Genomic DNA, 15,678 nt, shown 5'->3' with positions numbered 1-15,678 from the left:
CCTCCCACCCGGGCTACCCCGCCCAGCCCGGCTACGCGGTGGGCCCCTACGGCGGATGGGCGCCGCCCGTCGCCCGCAACGGCGCCGGCCTGACGGCGATGATCATGGGCATCGTGGGCGCCGTCCTGGCCGTCTCCTGCTTCGGGGCCTTCCTCGGCCTCCCGCTCGGCATCGCGACCGTTGTTTGCGGCATCGTCGGCCTGCGGATCGCCCGGCGCGGCGAGGCGACCAACCGGCCGCAGGCGTTGACCGGCCTCATCCTCGGGATCGTCTCCATCGGCCTGTCGGTCGCGATGATCGCCCTGGTGTTCAGCGGGATCGACGACGGCTGGTTCGACGGGTCCGGCGACGACCTCATCACCTCCCGGAACGGCGACTGGGCGGCGCCGCTGGACGTCGACGGCACCGCGCTCTATGACGACGGGGTCCACGTCACGCTGTCGGACGTCCACCGGGATATCGTCCTCCCGGAGAGCCAGCTCGACGGCGGCATCGCCGTCACGTTCTCCGTCGAGTTGGAGAACACCGGCGACACGACCGCCGACCTGGGCGAGAGCGAGGTCTCGGCCTACGCGGACGACTTCGAGGACGAGAGCCTGACCGACCTGACCGCCGGTGTGGGCCTGCCCGACGAACTGTCGCCGGGGGAGCGCGCGACGAGGGAGATCACCGTACTCGTGCCCAAGGACGACGAGGACGGCACCTTCCAGGTCGAGGTCGCCCCCGGATTCGACTACGACTACACCTACTGGCACCTGGACGTCCCGTAACGGGGGCGCCGCGGGGTCGCCTCAGCGCCGTACCGCGTCCAGCGCCAGCAGGGCCACGTGCAGCGAGAGGCAGGACTCGACCTGGTCCAGGTCGATGCCGAGGACGCGCTCGACCCGGTGCAGCCGGTCGTAGAAGGAGGGCCGCGACAGGTGCGCGGCGTCCGCCGCGGCCGACTTGTTGCGGCCGGCGTCCAGGTAGACGGTGAGGATCCGGACGAGGTCCGTGCCGTGCTCGGCGTCGTACGAGAGCAGCGGGCCGAGTTCGCGCTCGACGTACGTCTGCAGCCGCGCGTCGTCGCGCAGGAGGTGCAGCAGGCCGCGCAGCCGGACGTCCGGCAGCCGGTAGTACGCCCGCCCGCCGCCCGCCATCACCCTCTTCTCGGACGGCTGCGCCCTGCCCCCTTCATTGCGGCCGCCGTGCATCGCGGCGTCCGCGACCTGTGCCGCCTCCAGCAGGGTGCGGCGGGCGTCGCGCAGGGAGCCGACGGAGGAGCCGGCCGCCATGACGAAGGCGGGGCCGCCGTCGGGGGCGGGCTCGGTCAGCCGGGTGAGGGCGGCGGCGAAGTCCTCCAGTGCGGTGTGCTCGTGGTCGGACGGGCCCAGGGAGACCAGCACGCCGACACCGCCGTCGTCGAGGGTGCCGGTGAGCGCGGTCAGGCCCCGCTCGCGCACGGCCTGGGCGGCGGTCTCGGTGAAGTCCCGCAGCCGGGCCTGCGCCTCCAGGGCGGCCGAGGCCGGTCCGCCGCGCAGCCGCAGCATGACGCCGACCAGCCGCCGGCCCTCCAGCGGCACGCCCAGGGCGCGGGCGCGCAGCGCCACGTCGGAGACGGTCAGGGCGTGGGTGAGGATGCCGGAGAGCAGGGTGCGGTGGGTCTGCCGTTCCAAGGACTCCCGGTCGCGCTCCAGCAGCCGGTTGAGCGCGAGGGTGGCCGCCCCCCGCTCCAGCAGCACGCTGTGCCGGTGCGGGCGTTCGCCCGGTTCCGGCTCCTCGCCCGGTTCCGGCTCCTCGTCGGGCGCGGGCTCGCCGACGATCACCAGCCTGCCCCAGTCGCGGCCGCGCGCCCCCACGCCGGTGACCGTCCAGCCGGTGCGCGGGTCGTGGCCGGTGCGCCCGGCCGGGTGGACGCCGCGGCTGCGCCGCTCCCAGCCGTCGAGCAGGGCTTCGGGGTCCTGGCCGGCCGGGTCGAAGGCGAGCACCTGGTGGGAGAGGTTCTCCAGCACCACGGGCGCGCCCGCCATCCGGGCCACCTCGCGCACGACCTCCTCGGGCTCCGCGCCCTCGACGGACAGCTCGTTGAAGATCTGGTGCACCGCCTCCGACGCCCGCAGCTCGGTCAGCTGGGCGTCGACGACGTGGGCGTGCACGGCCTCGGTCACCGCCACGAAGCGCACCTCGGTACGGAGTGCCACCAGCGGCAGTCCGCGCCGTTCCGCGGCCCGGACCAGGGGGCGGGGGAGGGCGTCCGCGTAGCGCCGGCCCAGTTCGACGACGAGACCCGCCGCGCCGACGTCGGCGAGGCCGTCGATGTAGCGGGCCAGGGACTCCTTGTCGTCGGGCAGCATCACGCCCGTGGTGAGGACCAGCTCGCCCCCGTGGAGCATGCCCGCGATGTCGGCCAGCTCGCTGATGTGCACCCAGCGCACCGGGCGCTGCAGTCCGCCGGAGCCGGCGACCACCTGCGGCGAACCCCGCCTGAGCACGTCCAGTTCCAGGACCTCGGCGACGGTGGGGAACACGGTGACCTCCGGGGCGAAACGGGGCGGAGCGTCGTGCCACCGTAGCTCCAAGGTGTAAAGGCCCCCGACGCACGGCATGCGATGTGTCGGTTGCCCGGTGTACGTGGCGCCCGGCATCGTCCACGGTGACGATCTGGTGCGGTCCGTCAGGTGAACACAGAATTCGTCGCGTAACCAAAAGGCAACAACGGAATCACTTGTTGGGGCGAGCCTACTCTGTCAGGATCGTCCACCAATCAAGGCTTTGGCCACGCCGCCGAGCCGAGTGCGAGGAGAAGACGATGGACCTCAGCGCGAACGGCGAGTTCGATGTGAGGGAGCGTTTCGCCGAGGGGGCCCAGTACATCGGCGGAACCTTGCGCCCCGGCACCTCGGGCCGGCGGCATCCAGTGGTCGACCCGGCCACCGGCGAGACCGTGTACTCCTGTGAACTGGCCGGCACCGCCGACGTGGACGCCGCCGTCGACGCCGCCGCGCAGGCGCTGCCCGGCTGGGCCGGCGCCACCCCCGGTGCGCGCTCCGACGCCATGCACCGCTTCGCCGGCGTCCTGGCCGCGCAGGCCGCCGAGTTCGCGTACGCCGAGTCGCTGCAGTGCGGCAAGCCGCTCCGGCTGACCACCGAGTTCGACGTCCCGGGCACCGTCGACAACACCGCCTTCTTCGCGGGCGCCGCCCGCCACCTGGAGGGCAAGGCGGCGGGGGAGTACTCCGGCGACCACACCTCCTACGTGCGGCGCGAGCCCGTCGGCGTCGTGGGCTCCATCGCTCCGTGGAACTACCCGCTGCAGATGGCCGCCTGGAAGGTCCTCCCGGCGATCGCCGCGGGCAACACCATCGTGCTCAAGCCGGCCGAGCTGACCCCGCTGACCTCGCTGATGTTCGCCCAGGCGGCGACCGAGGCGGGCATCCCGCCGGGCGTGGTCAACATCGTCACCGGCGCCGGCAAGGAGGCGGGCGAGCACCTGGTGGGGCACCCGGACGTCGCCATGACCTCCTTCACCGGCTCCACCGCGGTCGGCAAGCGCGTCGCGGAGATCGCCACCGCCACCGTCAAGCGGCTCCACCTGGAACTCGGCGGCAAGGCGCCCTTCGTCGTGTTCGACGACGCCGACCTGGAGGCGGCCGTCCACGGCGCGGTCGCCGGTGCCCTGATCAACACCGGCCAGGACTGCACCGCAGCGACCCGCGCCTACGTGCAGCGCCCCCTCTACGACGCCTTCGTCGCCGGGGTCGCCGACCTCTTCTCCGGCATCCGCGTGGGCGATCCCTTCGACGCCAAGACCGACCTCGGCCCGCTGATCTCCCACGCCCAGCGCGACCGCGTCGCCGGCTTCGTGGAGCGCGCCCGCTCCTACGCCACGGTCGTCACCGGCGGGCAGGCCCCCGCGTCGGCGGGTGCCTTCTACCGGCCCACGCTGGTCACCGGCGCCGCGCAGGACAGCGAGATCGTCCAGTCCGAGATCTTCGGGCCGGTACTGGTCGTGCTGCCGTTCGACGGCGATGATGAAGGTCTGGCCCTGGCCAACGACACGCCGTACGGTCTGGCCGCGTCCGCGTGGACCCGTGACGTCTTCCGTGCGGGCCGTGCCACCCGTGAGATCAAGGCGGGGTGCGTCTGGGTCAACGACCACATCCCGATCATCAGCGAGATGCCGCACGGGGGCTACCGGGCCTCCGGGTACGGCAAGGACATGTCGGCGTACTCCCTGGAGGAGTACACGCAGGTCAAGCATGTGATGTACGACAACACCGCGGTCGCCAGGAAGGACTGGCACCGCACGATCTTCGGCGACCGCTGACCCCTCGGCCGCCGGCCCCTCCGGGACCGCCCCCACCGGCCCGCTAGCCCGTCCGTCCCACGCACCACCGCCCCTGGAGGCCGCACCGCAATGGAGATGTTCGAGGGCCTGTCCGAGCCCGTACGCAAAGCGTGGGAACGCAGCCTGACCAACGGGAGGGCATCCGTCAGCCGGCGCCGGGTGCTCGGCGCGGGGCTCGGCGTCGCGGGTGCCGGGGCGCTGTCCGCCTGCGGCATCCCGGCCGCCACCAACAACCAGGGCGGTGTGAAGAGCGACGACCTGTCCGACAAGGACAAGTCGCTGGTCTTCTCGAACTGGCAGCTCTACATCGACATGAGCGACGACGAGAAGCACATGCCGACCCTGGAGGCCTTCGAGAAGAAGACCGGGATCAAGGTCAAGTACAGCGACGACATCACCGACAACGTCGAGTTCTTCGCCAAGATCAAACCGCAGCTCGCCGCGGGCCAGTCCACCGGCCGCGACCTGGTCGTCCTCACCGACTGGATGGCCGCCCGGATGATCCGTCTGGGCTGGGCCCAGCCGCTGGACCCCACCTACCTGCCGAACGCGTTCACCAATCTGGAGCAACGTTTCCGCAACCCCGACTGGGACCCCGGACGCGCCCACTCCTACCCCTGGCAGGGCATCGCCACCGTCATCGCCTACAACGAGAAGGCGACCAAGGGGAAGAAGGTCGGCAGCGTCTCCCAGCTGCTGGACGACCCCGACCTCAAGGGCCGCGTCGCCATGCTCAGCGAGATGCGCGACACCATAGGCATGACCCTGCTCGACATGGGCAAGCGGCCGGAGTCCTTCACCGCGGACGACTTCGACGCGGCCGTGGCCCGCGTCCAGAAGGCCGTGGACAACAAGCAGATCCGCCAGTTCACCGGCAACGAGTACACCGACGGCCTCGCCTCGGGGAACATCGCCGCCTGCGTCGCCTGGGCCGGCGACCTGGTCCAGCTCCAGGCCGACAACCCCGAGATCAAGTTCGTGATCCCGCCCGCCGGCTACATCTACTCCACCGACAACATGCTGGTCCCGGCGGGTTCCAAGCACCGCAAGAACGCCGAGCGGCTCATGGACTGGTACTACCAGCCCGCGATCGCCGCCGAGCTCGCGGCATGGGTCAACTACATCACGCCCTGCACGGGCGTCTACGAGGAACTCCTCAAGATCGACAAGGACGTGGCCACCAACCCGCTGATCATTCCCAACGCGGAGATGAAGGCGAAGGCCCATCCCTTCCGGTCGCTCTCCTCCAAGGAGGAGACCGCCTTCGAGGACAAGTTCGCCAAGCTCATCGGCGCCTGACCGGCCACCGCAGTTAGGGATCTGACGACATGACCCAGCAGACCGCACCGCTCACCGAGCCGGCCGGCGGCAAGGACCCCGCCTCCGCGGGCGGCGCCGTGACCCTCACCGGCATCGGCAAGGACTACGGCGACTTCACGGCCGTCCACCCGCTCGACCTCACCATCCCCGAGGGCTCCTTCTTCGCCCTCCTGGGCGCCTCCGGCTGCGGCAAGACCACCACGCTGCGCATGATCGCCGGTCTGGAGGACCCCAGCAGCGGCACCGTCCGCATCGGCGACCAGGACGTCACCGGCCTGCCGCCGTACAAGCGCCCGGTCAACACGGTCTTCCAGAACTACGCGCTCTTCCCGCACCTCGACATCTACGAGAACGTCGCCTTCGGCCTGCGCCGCCGCGGCATCAAGTCCGTCAAGGGCCAGGTCGGGGACATGCTCGACCTCGTCGAGCTGGGTCATCTCGCCCGCCGCAAGCCCCACCAGCTCTCCGGCGGCCAGCAGCAGCGCGTCGCCGTCGCCCGTGCCCTGATCAACCACCCCAAGGTGCTGCTCCTCGACGAGCCGCTGGGCGCCCTGGACCTGAAGCTGCGCCGCCAGATGCAGCTGGAGCTCAAGCGCATCCAGACCGAGGTCGGCATCACCTTCGTGCACGTCACGCACGACCAGGAAGAGGCCATGACCATGGCCGACACCATCGCCGTGATGAACGCGGGCCGCATCGAGCAGCTCGGCGCGCCCACCGACCTGTACGAGAACCCCAGCACCACCTTCGTCGCCAACTTCCTCGGCCAGTCCAACCTCATCGAGGCCGAGGTCGCCGGTACCAGCGGCGACGACCTGCTGCTCAGCGTCGGCGACGGCCGTCTGGCGATGCCCACCGCACGGTGCGCCCCCTCCGTGCAGGCGGGCGACAAGCTCCTCGCCGGGGTGCGTCCCGAGAAGATCTCCATCGTCCACGCCGACGACGCGGCCGAGGTCCCCGAGGGCCGCAACAAGATCACCGGGCGGATCGTCGACGCCAGCTTCATCGGCGTCTCCACCCAGTACGTCGTCAACAGCCCCTGGTGCCCGGAGCTGGCCGTCTTCGCGCAGAACGTCGAGCGCGACGGCCGTCTCGTCCCCGGCGCCGAGGTGGTGCTGCACTGGAGCCCCGCGCACACCTTCGGTCTCGACGCCGCGCAGGACATCGAGGCCGGGGAGGTCAACGCGTAATGGCCGCCCTGTCCACCGCCCCCGCCGGGGCGCCGGAGGAGACCCCGCCGGTCCCGGCCGGCGCCGCCGCCCGGCGGCGCAGACTCGTCCCCTACTGGCTGCTGCTGCCCGGCATCCTGTGGCTGCTGGTCTTCTTCGCCGCCCCGATGGTCTACCAGGCCTCGACCTCGGTGCAGACCGGCTCCCTGGAGACCGGCTACCGCGTCACCTGGCACTTCGCGACCTACTGGGACGCGTTCAAGGAATACGACGTCTTCTACCTGCGCTCGCTGATCTACGCCGGCATCGCCACCGTGCTGTGCCTGGCGATCGGCTACCCGCTGGCGTACACCATCGCCTTCAAGGCGGGCCGCTGGCGGAACGTGCTGCTGGTCATGGTCATTGCGCCGTTCTTCACCAGCTTCCTGATCCGCACCCTGGCCTGGAAGACGATCCTCGCGGACGACGGCTACGTCGTCACCGTGCTGGACAAGCTGCACATCCTCAGCGTCACCGCGTCCCTGGGCATCACCGCCGACGACCGCGTGCTCGCCACACCGCTCGCGGTGGTGTGCGGTCTGACGTACAACTTCCTGCCCTTCATGATCCTGCCGCTCTACAGCTCGCTGGAGCGCATCGACCCGCGGCTGCACGAGGCGGCGGGCGACCTGTACGCCCGGCCCTTCACCACCTTCCGCAAGGTGACCTTCCCGATCTCGCTCCCCGGCGTCGTGGCCGGCACGCTGCTCACCTTCATCCCCGCCTCCGGCGACTACATCAACGCCGAGTTGCTGGGCAGCCCCAGCGAGCAGATGATCGGCAACGTCATCCAGTCCAAGTTCCTCACGGTGCTCGACTACCCGACCGCCGCCGCGCTGTCCTTCATGCTCATGGCCGCGATCCTGGTGATCGTGTCCGTCTACATCCGCAAGGCGGGGACGGAGGAACTGGTCTGATGCCCGTGCTGAACTGGGTGCGACGGCGCCTCGTGGTCTTCGCCGCCGCGGCCGCACTCGCCTACATGACGATCCCCAACGTGATCGTCCTGATCTTCTCCTTCAACCAGCCCAAGGGCCGCTTCAACTACTCCTGGAACCACTTCTCGCTCGACGCCTGGGCCAACCCCTGCGGTGTCGGCGACATGTGCGACTCGGTGTCGCTGTCCCTGGAGATCGCCGTACTCGCCACCATCGGCGCCACGATCCTCGGCACCATGGTCGCCTTCGCGCTCGGCCGCTACCGCTTCCGCGGCCGCGGCCCGGTGACCGGCCTGATCTGGCTGCCGATGGCGATGCCCGAGATCGTCATGGGCGCCTCGCTCGGCACCCTCTTCCTCAACATGCGCATCCAGTTCGGCTTCTGGACCATCCTCATCGCGCACATCATGTTCTGCCTCAGCTTCGTCGTGACGGCGGTCAAGGCGCGCGTGATGAGCATGGACCCGCGACTGGAGCAGGCCGCCCAGGACCTGTACGCCACCCCGTGGCAGACCTTCTGGCGGATCACCTTCCCGATCGCCGCGCCCGGCATCGCGGCGGGAGCGCTGCTCAGCTTCGCGATCTCCATCGACGACTTCATCATCACGCAGTTCAACGCCGGCCCGGCCACCGTGACCTTCCCGATGTTCGTCTGGGGCGCGGCCCAGAAGGGCCTGCCCGTCCAGGTGAACGTCATCGGCACGCTGATGTTCGTCGTGGCGGTGCTGTGCGTCGTCGTCGGACAGCTGCTCAGCCGCCGCAGGAAAGCCCATAGTTAATCCGCCGACCGCATCCGCAAAGGTGTGAGACCCCATGGATCCAGCCCGTTCGCTCGCCGACGCGCAGCCGACACCGTTCTGGCTGGAGGACCCCGGCAGGCCGCAGGCCGGCTCCGCCCTCGTCGGCGACGAGCACTGCGACCTGCTGGTGGTCGGCGGCGGCTACACCGGGCTGTGGACCGCGTTGCTCGCCAAGGAGCGCGACCCGCGGCGTGACGTCGTCCTGATCGAGGGCAAGGAGGTGGGCTGGGCGGCGTCCGGCCGCAACGGGGGCTTCTGCGCCGCCAGCCTCACCCACGGCCTGGCCAACGGACTCGCCCGCTGGCCCGAGGAGTTCGGGCGACTGGAGGAGCTGGGCAACCGCAACCTCGACGGCATCGAGGAGGCGGTGGACCGCTACTCCATCGACTGCGACTTCGAACGCTCCGGGGAGATCGACGTCGCCACCGAGCCCTACCAGCTCGACGACCTCCAGGCCTCCGCCGAGGAGGCCGCCCGGCACGGCGTCGAACTGGAGCTGCTCGACCGTGACCAGGTCCGTGCCGAGGTCGACTCGCCGACCTTCGTCGGCGGGCTGTGGGACCGCAGGGGCGTCGCCATGCTGCACCCGGCGAAGCTCGCCTGGGGCCTGCGGCGGGCCTGCGAGGAGCTGGGCGTACGCGTCTACGAGCACACCCGCGCCACCCAGCTCGCCCGCAACGGCTCCGGCATGGCCGTGCGCACCCCGTACGGGCGGGTCTTCGCCCGGCACGTCGCGCTCGGCACCAACGTCTTCCCCTCGCTGGTGCGCCGGGTGCGTCCCTACATCGTCCCCGTGTACGACTACGCGCTGGTGACCGAGCCGCTGACGCCGCAGCAGCTCGGCGCGATCGGCTGGAAGAAGCGCCAGGGGCTCGGCGACAGCGCCAACCAGTTCCACTACTTCCGGCTCACCGCCGACAACCGCGTCCTGTGGGGCGGCTACGACGCCATCTACCCGTACGGCGGCCGCCTGGACACCGCCCGCGACGAACGCCCGCAGACGTACCTGAAGCTCGCCGGCCACTTCTTCCGCTGCTTCCCGCAGCTGGAGGGCGTGCGCTTCAGCCATGCGTGGGGCGGCGCGATCGACACCTGCTCGCGCTTCTCCGCCTTCTACGGCACCGCCCACGACGGGAAGGTCGCCTACGCCGCCGGCTACACCGGCCTCGGCGTCGGCGCCACCCGCTTCGGCGGGGACGTCATGCTCGACCTGCTCTCCGGCGAGCGCACCGAGCGCACCGCACTGCGCATGGTCCGCACCAAGCCGCTGCCCTTCCCGCCCGAGCCCCTGGCATGGGCGGGCATCGGCCTCACCAAGTGGTCGCTGGACCGGGCCGACCGCAACGCCGGCCGGCGCAACCTGTGGCTCAAGACGATGGACCGGCTCGGCCTCGGCTTCGACAGCTGACCGCCCCTGCGGCACCCCCTGCGCACCCTGTGGACCGGATCACCCCATCGGGCGTGGTGAAACCCGCGTAATGATCCGGGCCCGGCCTCCTCTCTCCGCGTGACAGCACGACAGCGCACACACGGAACGGAGGAACCGGCATGGTGGGCACAGACGCGCGGGGCGCGGTCGAATGGCTGGTTTCCGTGGCACCCGATCCCGACGCCACCCGGTGGGAATGGGAGCGGCACCCCCTCGGGGTGACGCTCCTGCCCGCCGGGCGGCTGTGGGACGTCCTCATCCTCACCGGCGAACTGGGCTACCCGACGCTCGACGTCCTCACCCGTCTCGTCGACCGCCCGGGCCCGGTCCTGGCCGACTTCGGCGACTCCCGCATGGGCTACTTCGTGCCCCCGGGCACCGCCGCCCGCTGGATTGGCACCGGGGTCCGCACCGCGGGCCCCGGCACCTGGATCGTGGTCCCCTACCCCGGCCGCGCCACGGGCGGAGTCCGCTGGCTCGTGCCGCCGGACGGCACCGGCAACCTCACGGACCCCGGCGTCCTGGAGCTGGCCATGCACGAGGCGGCGGCCCACCTGGCGGGACGGCGCGGCCGTGATCCGGGCGAGTGATCGCGCGCCCGGGGGCCCGCCACCCGTACGCCCCCGTGCGCGACACTGGTGCCATGATCCGCACGGAACGCGGCCGGCCCCGGAGCGGCCCCGGATACCCGGGTGCGCCACGGCGCGCGCCCGCTCCCGCGCCTGCCGCCGCGGCAGGCTGACATGGACCTCACGCCCGGCCTCGCGCACCTCGTCGAGACCGCGCTGCCCGTCTGCGGGCGCCACGGCCTCGCCGTGGCGGGCGGTCTCGCGCTGATCGCGCACGGCTTCGACCGCCGCCCGTCCCGCCACCTCGACCTGGTGACCTTCAGCTCCACACCGGCCGGCGACATCGGTGCCGCGCTCGCGGCCGCGTACGCCGGGGCCGGTTACGAGGTGGTCGCGCTGCCCGGCACACCGCTGGCCGCCCACCTCGGGGTCACCTCGCCGGGCGACGCCGGCCACACGGTCCACGTCGCCAAGCAGCCGCTCTCCCGTCCCCCGGTCCGTGTCGGCCTCGGCCTGTCCGGGCCCGTGCCGGTGGTGGCGCTGGAGGACTGCGCCGCCCTGAAGGTGGCCGCCGTCGCCGACCGCGCCACCGTGCGCGACCTGGTCGACGTCCACGCCCTGACCGCCTGGTTCACGCCGGGGGAGTTGCTGACGATGGCCGTCCACCTCGACGAGGACCTCCAGCCGCGCCTCCTCGCCGACCGCCTCGACAAGCTCGTCGAGGCCGACGACGCGGCGTACGCGGCGCAGGGACTGGACGGCACGGCCGTCGCCGCCGTCAAGCGCTGGGCCTTCGACTGGGCGCAGGACATCCGGCTGGACCTCATGGAGGGCATGGAGCACCCCGACGAGCTGTACGACCTGTAAAGCTCCAGGCTCCGACGCCGACACCTTGGTGCTTGAGGGGGCCCTGCCCGCTGGCGAGACTGGCAGGAGACGAGGAGAGGAAGGTCCGCCGTGACCGACAAGCACATCACGCACTGGATCGCCGGACAGACGTGGACCGGCACCGCGGAGCGGCACGGGGACGTGTACGACCCCGCCACCGGGGCCGTGACCGGTCGGGTGGACTTCGCGTCGATCTCCGAGGTCGACCAGGCCGTCGGTGCGGCCGCCGCCGCGTTCAAGGAGTGGCGGAACGCCTCGGTGGCCAAGCGCACCTCGGTGCTCTTCGCCTTCCGCGAGCTCCTCAACGCCCAGCGCGACGAGCTGGCGGCGATCATCGTCTCCGAGCACGGTAAGGTGCACTCCGACGCGCTCGGCGAGATCGCCCGCGGCCTGGAGGTCGTCGAGTACGCCTGCGGCATCCCGCAGCTCATCAAGGGCGGCTTCACCGAGCAGGCCTCGACCGGCATCGACGTCTACTCGATCCGCCAGCCGCTCGGGCCGGTCGCGATCATCTCGCCCTTCAACTTCCCGGCCATGGTGCCGATGTGGTTCTTCCCCATCGCCATCGCCGCGGGCAACACCGTCGTCGTCAAGCCCTCCGAGAAGGACCCGTCCGCCGCGAACTTCCTGGCCGGGCTGTGGAAGCAGGCCGGGCTGCCGGACGGCGTCTTCAACGTCGTGCACGGCGACAAGGTCGCCGTCGACCGCCTCCTGGAGCACCCGGACGTCAAGTCCGTGTCCTTCGTCGGCTCCACCCCGATCGCCCGGTACGTCTACGAGACCGGCACCCGCTACGGCAAGCGCGTCCAGGCCCTGGGCGGCGCCAAGAACCACATGCTGGTGCTGCCGGACGCGGACCTGGACCTCGCGGCCGACGCCGCCGTCAACGCCGGGTTCGGCGCGGCCGGCGAGCGCTGCATGGCCGTGTCCGTCCTGGTCGCGGTCGACCCGATCGGCGACACGCTGGTCGAGAAGATCAAGGAGCGGATGGCCGGGCTCACGGTCGGCCCCGGCTGCAACGCCGCCTCCGAGATGGGCCCGCTGGTCACCGGCGCCCACCGCGACAAGGTGACGTCCTACCTCGACGCGGGCCTCGCCGACGGCGCGACCCTTGCCGTGGACGGCCGTAAGCACGCCGTCACCGGCGAGGACACCGCGGACGGTTTCTGGCTCGGCCCGACCCTCTTCGACGACGTCAAGCCCGGCATGTCCGTCTACAACGACGAGATCTTCGGCCCGGTCCTGTCCGTGGTCCGCGTGGGCTCGTACGACGAGGGCCTGGAGCTGATCAACACCAACCCGTACGGCAACGGCACGGCCATCTTCACCAACGACGGCGGCGCCGCCCGGCGCTTCCAGCACGACGTCGAGGTCGGCATGGTCGGCATCAACGTGCCGATCCCGGTGCCGGTGGCGTACTACTCCTTCGGCGGCTGGAAGGCCTCGCTGTTCGGCGACACGCACGCGTACGGCCCGGACGGCGTCCACTTCTTCACCCGCGGCAAGGCCGTCACCCAGCGGTGGCTCGACCCGAGCCACGGCGGCATCAACCTCGGTTTCCCGACCAACAACTGACCGCCAGGGCGGCGCCCGCGAGCAGGGCGCCGCACAGCAGCCAGCTCCCCACCACGTCGAGCGGCCAGTGGTAGCCGCAGCGGACCAGGGCGACGCCCACCGCACCGTTGAGCAGCACGGCGGCCGCGACCAGCAGCCGCCGTGCCGCTGTGCGTACCAGCCACGGCAGCAGCAGGAGCACGGCGCCGCCGTACGCGGCGGCCGCCGTGGCCGTGTGGCCGGAGGGGTAGAACCCGGGATAGCCCGGGGAGAGGGCCGGCGAACCGGGGTCGGCGCGGCCGACCAGCGGCTTCACCAGGGCGACCAGCAGCGGCGCCACGACCATCACCAGCGCGTACGCCAGCGGCGGCAGCCAGGGGCGGGGCCGTCGGTACCGGTGGGCGCACCAGGTGGTGCAGACCATCGCAAGCAGCAGTACGGGCACGGCGACCTGCCAGTTGCCCAGGTCGGCCAGGAACCGTGCCACGGCCGAGCGGTCCGCGGGGTGGGGGGAGGAACCCGCAAGGGTGGCACGCACCGGCCCGTCCACGGCCACCAGGCGCCCTCGTAGTGCTTCCTGCCAGGTCAGCAGTCCGAAGAGCGCCGTGCACACCACGGCCACCAGAGAAGTTGGCCGCCCCGGAACAGGGGGGAGAGTTCCGGGGCGGCCAGAACGATCGCCGTACCGCCCGCCCCGGGGGGTTTGGGGCAAGCGGCCGACCGATCGGCGAGGATTGCCGGAGCCTTCGGCTTCGGCGCTGTGCGCGAGGGCACTGCTGTGCCGATGATGGGGGGTCACCGGCAAAGTGTCGCCCGCGGACTTCCGCAGACGGGGTGTTGCATCCATCTGCGGAAACCGTACGTCACCGGGGGGGTCGACCGGCAGGGGTTGCACCCTCCCGCCATCAGGCCCGCACACCTTCTTCACGCTGTGTGTCGTACACGCTCGGTCGCAGGCGAAGCACCTGGTCACAGCCGGGCGAGAGCGCCCTCGATGATGTCCAGGCCCTCGTTCAGCAGGTCCTCCCCGATGACCAGCGGCGGCAGGAAGCGCAGCACATTCCCGTAGGTGCCACAGGTCAGGACCACCAGGCCCTCGGCGTGGCAGGCCTTGGCCACGGCGGCGGTCGCCGCGGCGTTGGGGTTCTTGCCGCCCGGCTCCACCAGCTCGATCGCGATCATGGCGCCTCGGCCGCGGACCTCACCGATGACCTCGAACTTCTCCTGCATGCCGCGCAGCCGGCCGAGCATGATCTCGCCGATGCGGCGGGCCTTGGCGTTGAGGTCCTGCTCCTTCATCGTCTCGATGGCGCCGAGCGCACCGGCGCACGCCACCGGGTTGCCGCCGTAGGTGCCGCCCAGACCGCCGGAGTGCGCGGCGTCCATGATCTCGGCGCGGCCGGTCACCGCGGCCAGCGGCAGACCGCCGGCGATGCCCTTGGCGGTGGTGATCAGGTCCGGGACGATGCCCTCGTCCTCGCAGGCGAACCACTGGCCGGTGCGGCAGAAGCCGGTCTGGATCTCGTCCGCGACGAAGACGATGCCGTTCGCCCGGGCGAACTCCACCAGCTTCGGCAGGAAGCCCTTGGCCGGCTCGATGAAGCCGCCCTCGCCCTGGATCGGCTCGATCACGATCGCGGCCACGTTCTCGGCCCCGACCTGCTTGGTGATCATGTCGATCGCCTGGGCCGCGGCCTCCTCCGCGCAGTTCTCCGCGCCGGTCAGCCAGCGGTAGGGGTAGGCCAGCGGCATGCGGTAGACCTCGGGCGCGAACGGGCCGAACGAGTGCTTGTACGGCATGTTCTTCGACGTCAGCGCCATCGTCAGGTTGGTGCGGCCGTGGTAGCCGTGGTCGAAGACGACGACGGCCTGGCGCTTGGTGTACGCGCGGGCGATCTTCACCGCGTTCTCGACGGCCTCGGCACCGGAGTTGAACAGCGCGGTGCGCTTCTCGTGGTCGCCCGGGGTCAGCTCGTTGAGTGCCTCGGCGACCTCCACGTAGCCCTCGTACGGCGTCACCATGAAACAGGTGTGGGTGAAGTCGGCCAGCTGCGCCGACGCGCGGCGCACGACCGCCTCGGCGCTGTTGCCGACCGAGGTCACCGCGATGCCGGAGCCGAAGTCGATCAGGGAGTTGCCGTCCACGTCCTCCAGGACGCCGCCGCCGGCGCGGGTGACGAAGACGGGCAAGGTCACGCCGACACCGCTCGCGACCGCCGCCGTCTTGCGCGCCAGCAGCTCCTGCGACTTGGGGCCGGGGATCGGGGTGACGAGTCGACGCTCCTGGGCCAGATCGGTCATGGCGGACGTACTCCTTCGAACCGTGGTCTTTCCTCGCAGGCTAAGCCCGTACGGCGGAGCCCCGCACACTCCGATAGGGCGCACTGCGGAACGCCTCTTCGACGTGACGGACATGAGCGTGCCAAGATCCTTCAGACTGCGGTGGCCGCTCGACTACATTGAGTGCGGACCTGCGAGGGGTGGCACACGCGATGGAACGCGACGGTACGCACGAGAAGCCCGCGGCGTCTCCGCCCGGAGGCCCCGGCCCGCAACCGGGCACGCCGCCGGTACCCGGTGCCCGGCCGATGCCGGGCGCCCCGCCCGCGCACGCCGGACCGCCGCCCGTCCCCGGTGCCCGGCCG

13 protein-coding genes are annotated in these 15,678 nt (G+C 71.3%); 10 read left to right on the top strand and 3 right to left on the bottom strand.

Annotation, left to right across the window (positions count from 1 at the left end):
* Positions 1-770: DUF4190 domain-containing protein (locus PV341_RS35930; RefSeq protein ID WP_500360010.1), on the top strand; the 770-nt coding region annotated here is incomplete at its 5' end.
* A gap of 21 nt (positions 771-791) precedes the next feature.
* Here the strand turns inward: PV341_RS35930 and PV341_RS35925 are convergent.
* The gene (locus tag PV341_RS35925) at positions 792-2,507 is read right to left on the bottom strand and encodes a PucR family transcriptional regulator (RefSeq protein ID WP_500325746.1); all 1,716 of its coding nucleotides are present in this window, start codon (positions 2,505-2,507) and stop codon (positions 792-794) included.
* A gap of 281 nt (positions 2,508-2,788) precedes the next feature.
* Here PV341_RS35925 and PV341_RS35920 point away from each other — a divergent pair, with 281 nt between their 5' ends.
* The 9 genes from PV341_RS35920 (at position 2,789) to PV341_RS35880 (ending at position 13,054) form a co-directional block, all read left to right on the top strand.
* A complete protein-coding gene (locus PV341_RS35920; RefSeq protein ID WP_500325748.1) occupies positions 2,789-4,306 on the top strand; it encodes a gamma-aminobutyraldehyde dehydrogenase in 1,518 nt (505 codons plus the stop codon).
* Between the two features lie 90 nt (positions 4,307-4,396).
* Positions 4,397-5,626: a polyamine ABC transporter substrate-binding protein gene (locus PV341_RS35915; RefSeq protein ID WP_500325749.1), complete on the top strand. Its 1,230-nt coding sequence runs from the start codon at positions 4,397-4,399 to the stop codon at positions 5,624-5,626.
* A gap of 29 nt (positions 5,627-5,655) precedes the next feature.
* Positions 5,656-6,837: an ABC transporter ATP-binding protein gene (locus PV341_RS35910; protein WP_500325750.1), complete on the top strand. Its 1,182-nt coding sequence runs from the start codon at positions 5,656-5,658 to the stop codon at positions 6,835-6,837.
* Positions 6,837-7,772, top strand: a complete 936-nt coding sequence (locus PV341_RS35905) for an ABC transporter permease (RefSeq protein ID WP_500325752.1) — start codon at positions 6,837-6,839, stop codon at positions 7,770-7,772. Before PV341_RS35910 ends, PV341_RS35905 begins: the two co-directional genes overlap by 1 nt.
* The gene (locus PV341_RS35900) at positions 7,772-8,572 is read left to right on the top strand and encodes an ABC transporter permease (protein WP_500325754.1); all 801 of its coding nucleotides are present in this window, start codon (positions 7,772-7,774) and stop codon (positions 8,570-8,572) included. Before PV341_RS35905 ends, PV341_RS35900 begins: the two co-directional genes overlap by 1 nt.
* 34 nt (positions 8,573-8,606) lie before the next feature.
* Positions 8,607-10,001, top strand: a complete 1,395-nt coding sequence (locus PV341_RS35895) for an NAD(P)/FAD-dependent oxidoreductase (protein ID WP_500360009.1) — start codon at positions 8,607-8,609, stop codon at positions 9,999-10,001.
* 140 nt (positions 10,002-10,141) lie between these two features.
* Positions 10,142-10,612 carry a hypothetical protein gene (locus PV341_RS35890; RefSeq protein ID WP_499514293.1) on the top strand — a complete coding sequence of 157 codons (471 nt, stop codon included), beginning with the start codon at positions 10,142-10,144 and terminating at the stop codon, positions 10,610-10,612.
* A 153-nt stretch (positions 10,613-10,765) separates the two neighbouring features.
* Positions 10,766-11,458 carry a nucleotidyl transferase AbiEii/AbiGii toxin family protein gene (locus PV341_RS35885; RefSeq protein WP_500360008.1) on the top strand — a complete coding sequence of 231 codons (693 nt, stop codon included), beginning with the start codon at positions 10,766-10,768 and terminating at the stop codon, positions 11,456-11,458.
* A gap of 90 nt (positions 11,459-11,548) precedes the next feature.
* The gene (locus PV341_RS35880) at positions 11,549-13,054 is read left to right on the top strand and encodes a CoA-acylating methylmalonate-semialdehyde dehydrogenase (protein ID WP_500360007.1); all 1,506 of its coding nucleotides are present in this window, start codon (positions 11,549-11,551) and stop codon (positions 13,052-13,054) included.
* Here PV341_RS35880 and PV341_RS35875 read toward each other — a convergent pair.
* A complete protein-coding gene (locus tag PV341_RS35875) occupies positions 13,026-13,649 on the bottom strand; it encodes a phosphatase PAP2 family protein (RefSeq protein WP_500360006.1) in 624 nt (207 codons plus the stop codon). The genes PV341_RS35880 and PV341_RS35875 overlap by 29 nt on opposite strands.
* Positions 13,650-14,002: 353 nt before the next feature.
* The gene (gene gabT, locus PV341_RS35870) at positions 14,003-15,334 is read right to left on the bottom strand and encodes a 4-aminobutyrate--2-oxoglutarate transaminase (RefSeq protein ID WP_500360004.1); all 1,332 of its coding nucleotides are present in this window, start codon (positions 15,332-15,334) and stop codon (positions 14,003-14,005) included.
* Between the last annotated feature and the right edge of the window lie 344 nt (positions 15,335-15,678).

This window comes from Streptomyces sp. PA03-1a, assembly GCF_033792805.1.
Taxonomy (GTDB): Bacteria; Actinomycetota; Actinomycetes; order Streptomycetales; family Streptomycetaceae; genus Actinacidiphila.
Note: the sequence above shows the minus strand (reverse complement) of the source record. Positions and strands in the feature narration are given on the sequence as shown.

Coding starts and splice junctions, on each gene's coding strand:
- PV341_RS35915 (WP_500325749.1), top strand. CDS start 4,397: ATGGAGATGTTCGAGGGCCTGTCCGAGCCCGTACGCAAAGCGTGGGAA.
- PV341_RS35920 (WP_500325748.1), top strand. CDS start 2,789: ATGGACCTCAGCGCGAACGGCGAGTTCGATGTGAGGGAGCGTTTCGCC.
- PV341_RS35905 (WP_500325752.1), top strand. CDS start 6,837: ATGGCCGCCCTGTCCACCGCCCCCGCCGGGGCGCCGGAGGAGACCCCG.
- PV341_RS35910 (WP_500325750.1), top strand. CDS start 5,656: ATGACCCAGCAGACCGCACCGCTCACCGAGCCGGCCGGCGGCAAGGAC.
- PV341_RS35885 (WP_500360008.1), top strand. CDS start 10,766: ATGGACCTCACGCCCGGCCTCGCGCACCTCGTCGAGACCGCGCTGCCC.
- PV341_RS35900 (WP_500325754.1), top strand. CDS start 7,772: ATGCCCGTGCTGAACTGGGTGCGACGGCGCCTCGTGGTCTTCGCCGCC.
- gabT (WP_500360004.1), bottom strand. CDS start 15,334: ATGACCGATCTGGCCCAGGAGCGTCGACTCGTCACCCCGATCCCCGGC.
- PV341_RS35890 (WP_499514293.1), top strand. CDS start 10,142: ATGGTGGGCACAGACGCGCGGGGCGCGGTCGAATGGCTGGTTTCCGTG.
- PV341_RS35895 (WP_500360009.1), top strand. CDS start 8,607: ATGGATCCAGCCCGTTCGCTCGCCGACGCGCAGCCGACACCGTTCTGG.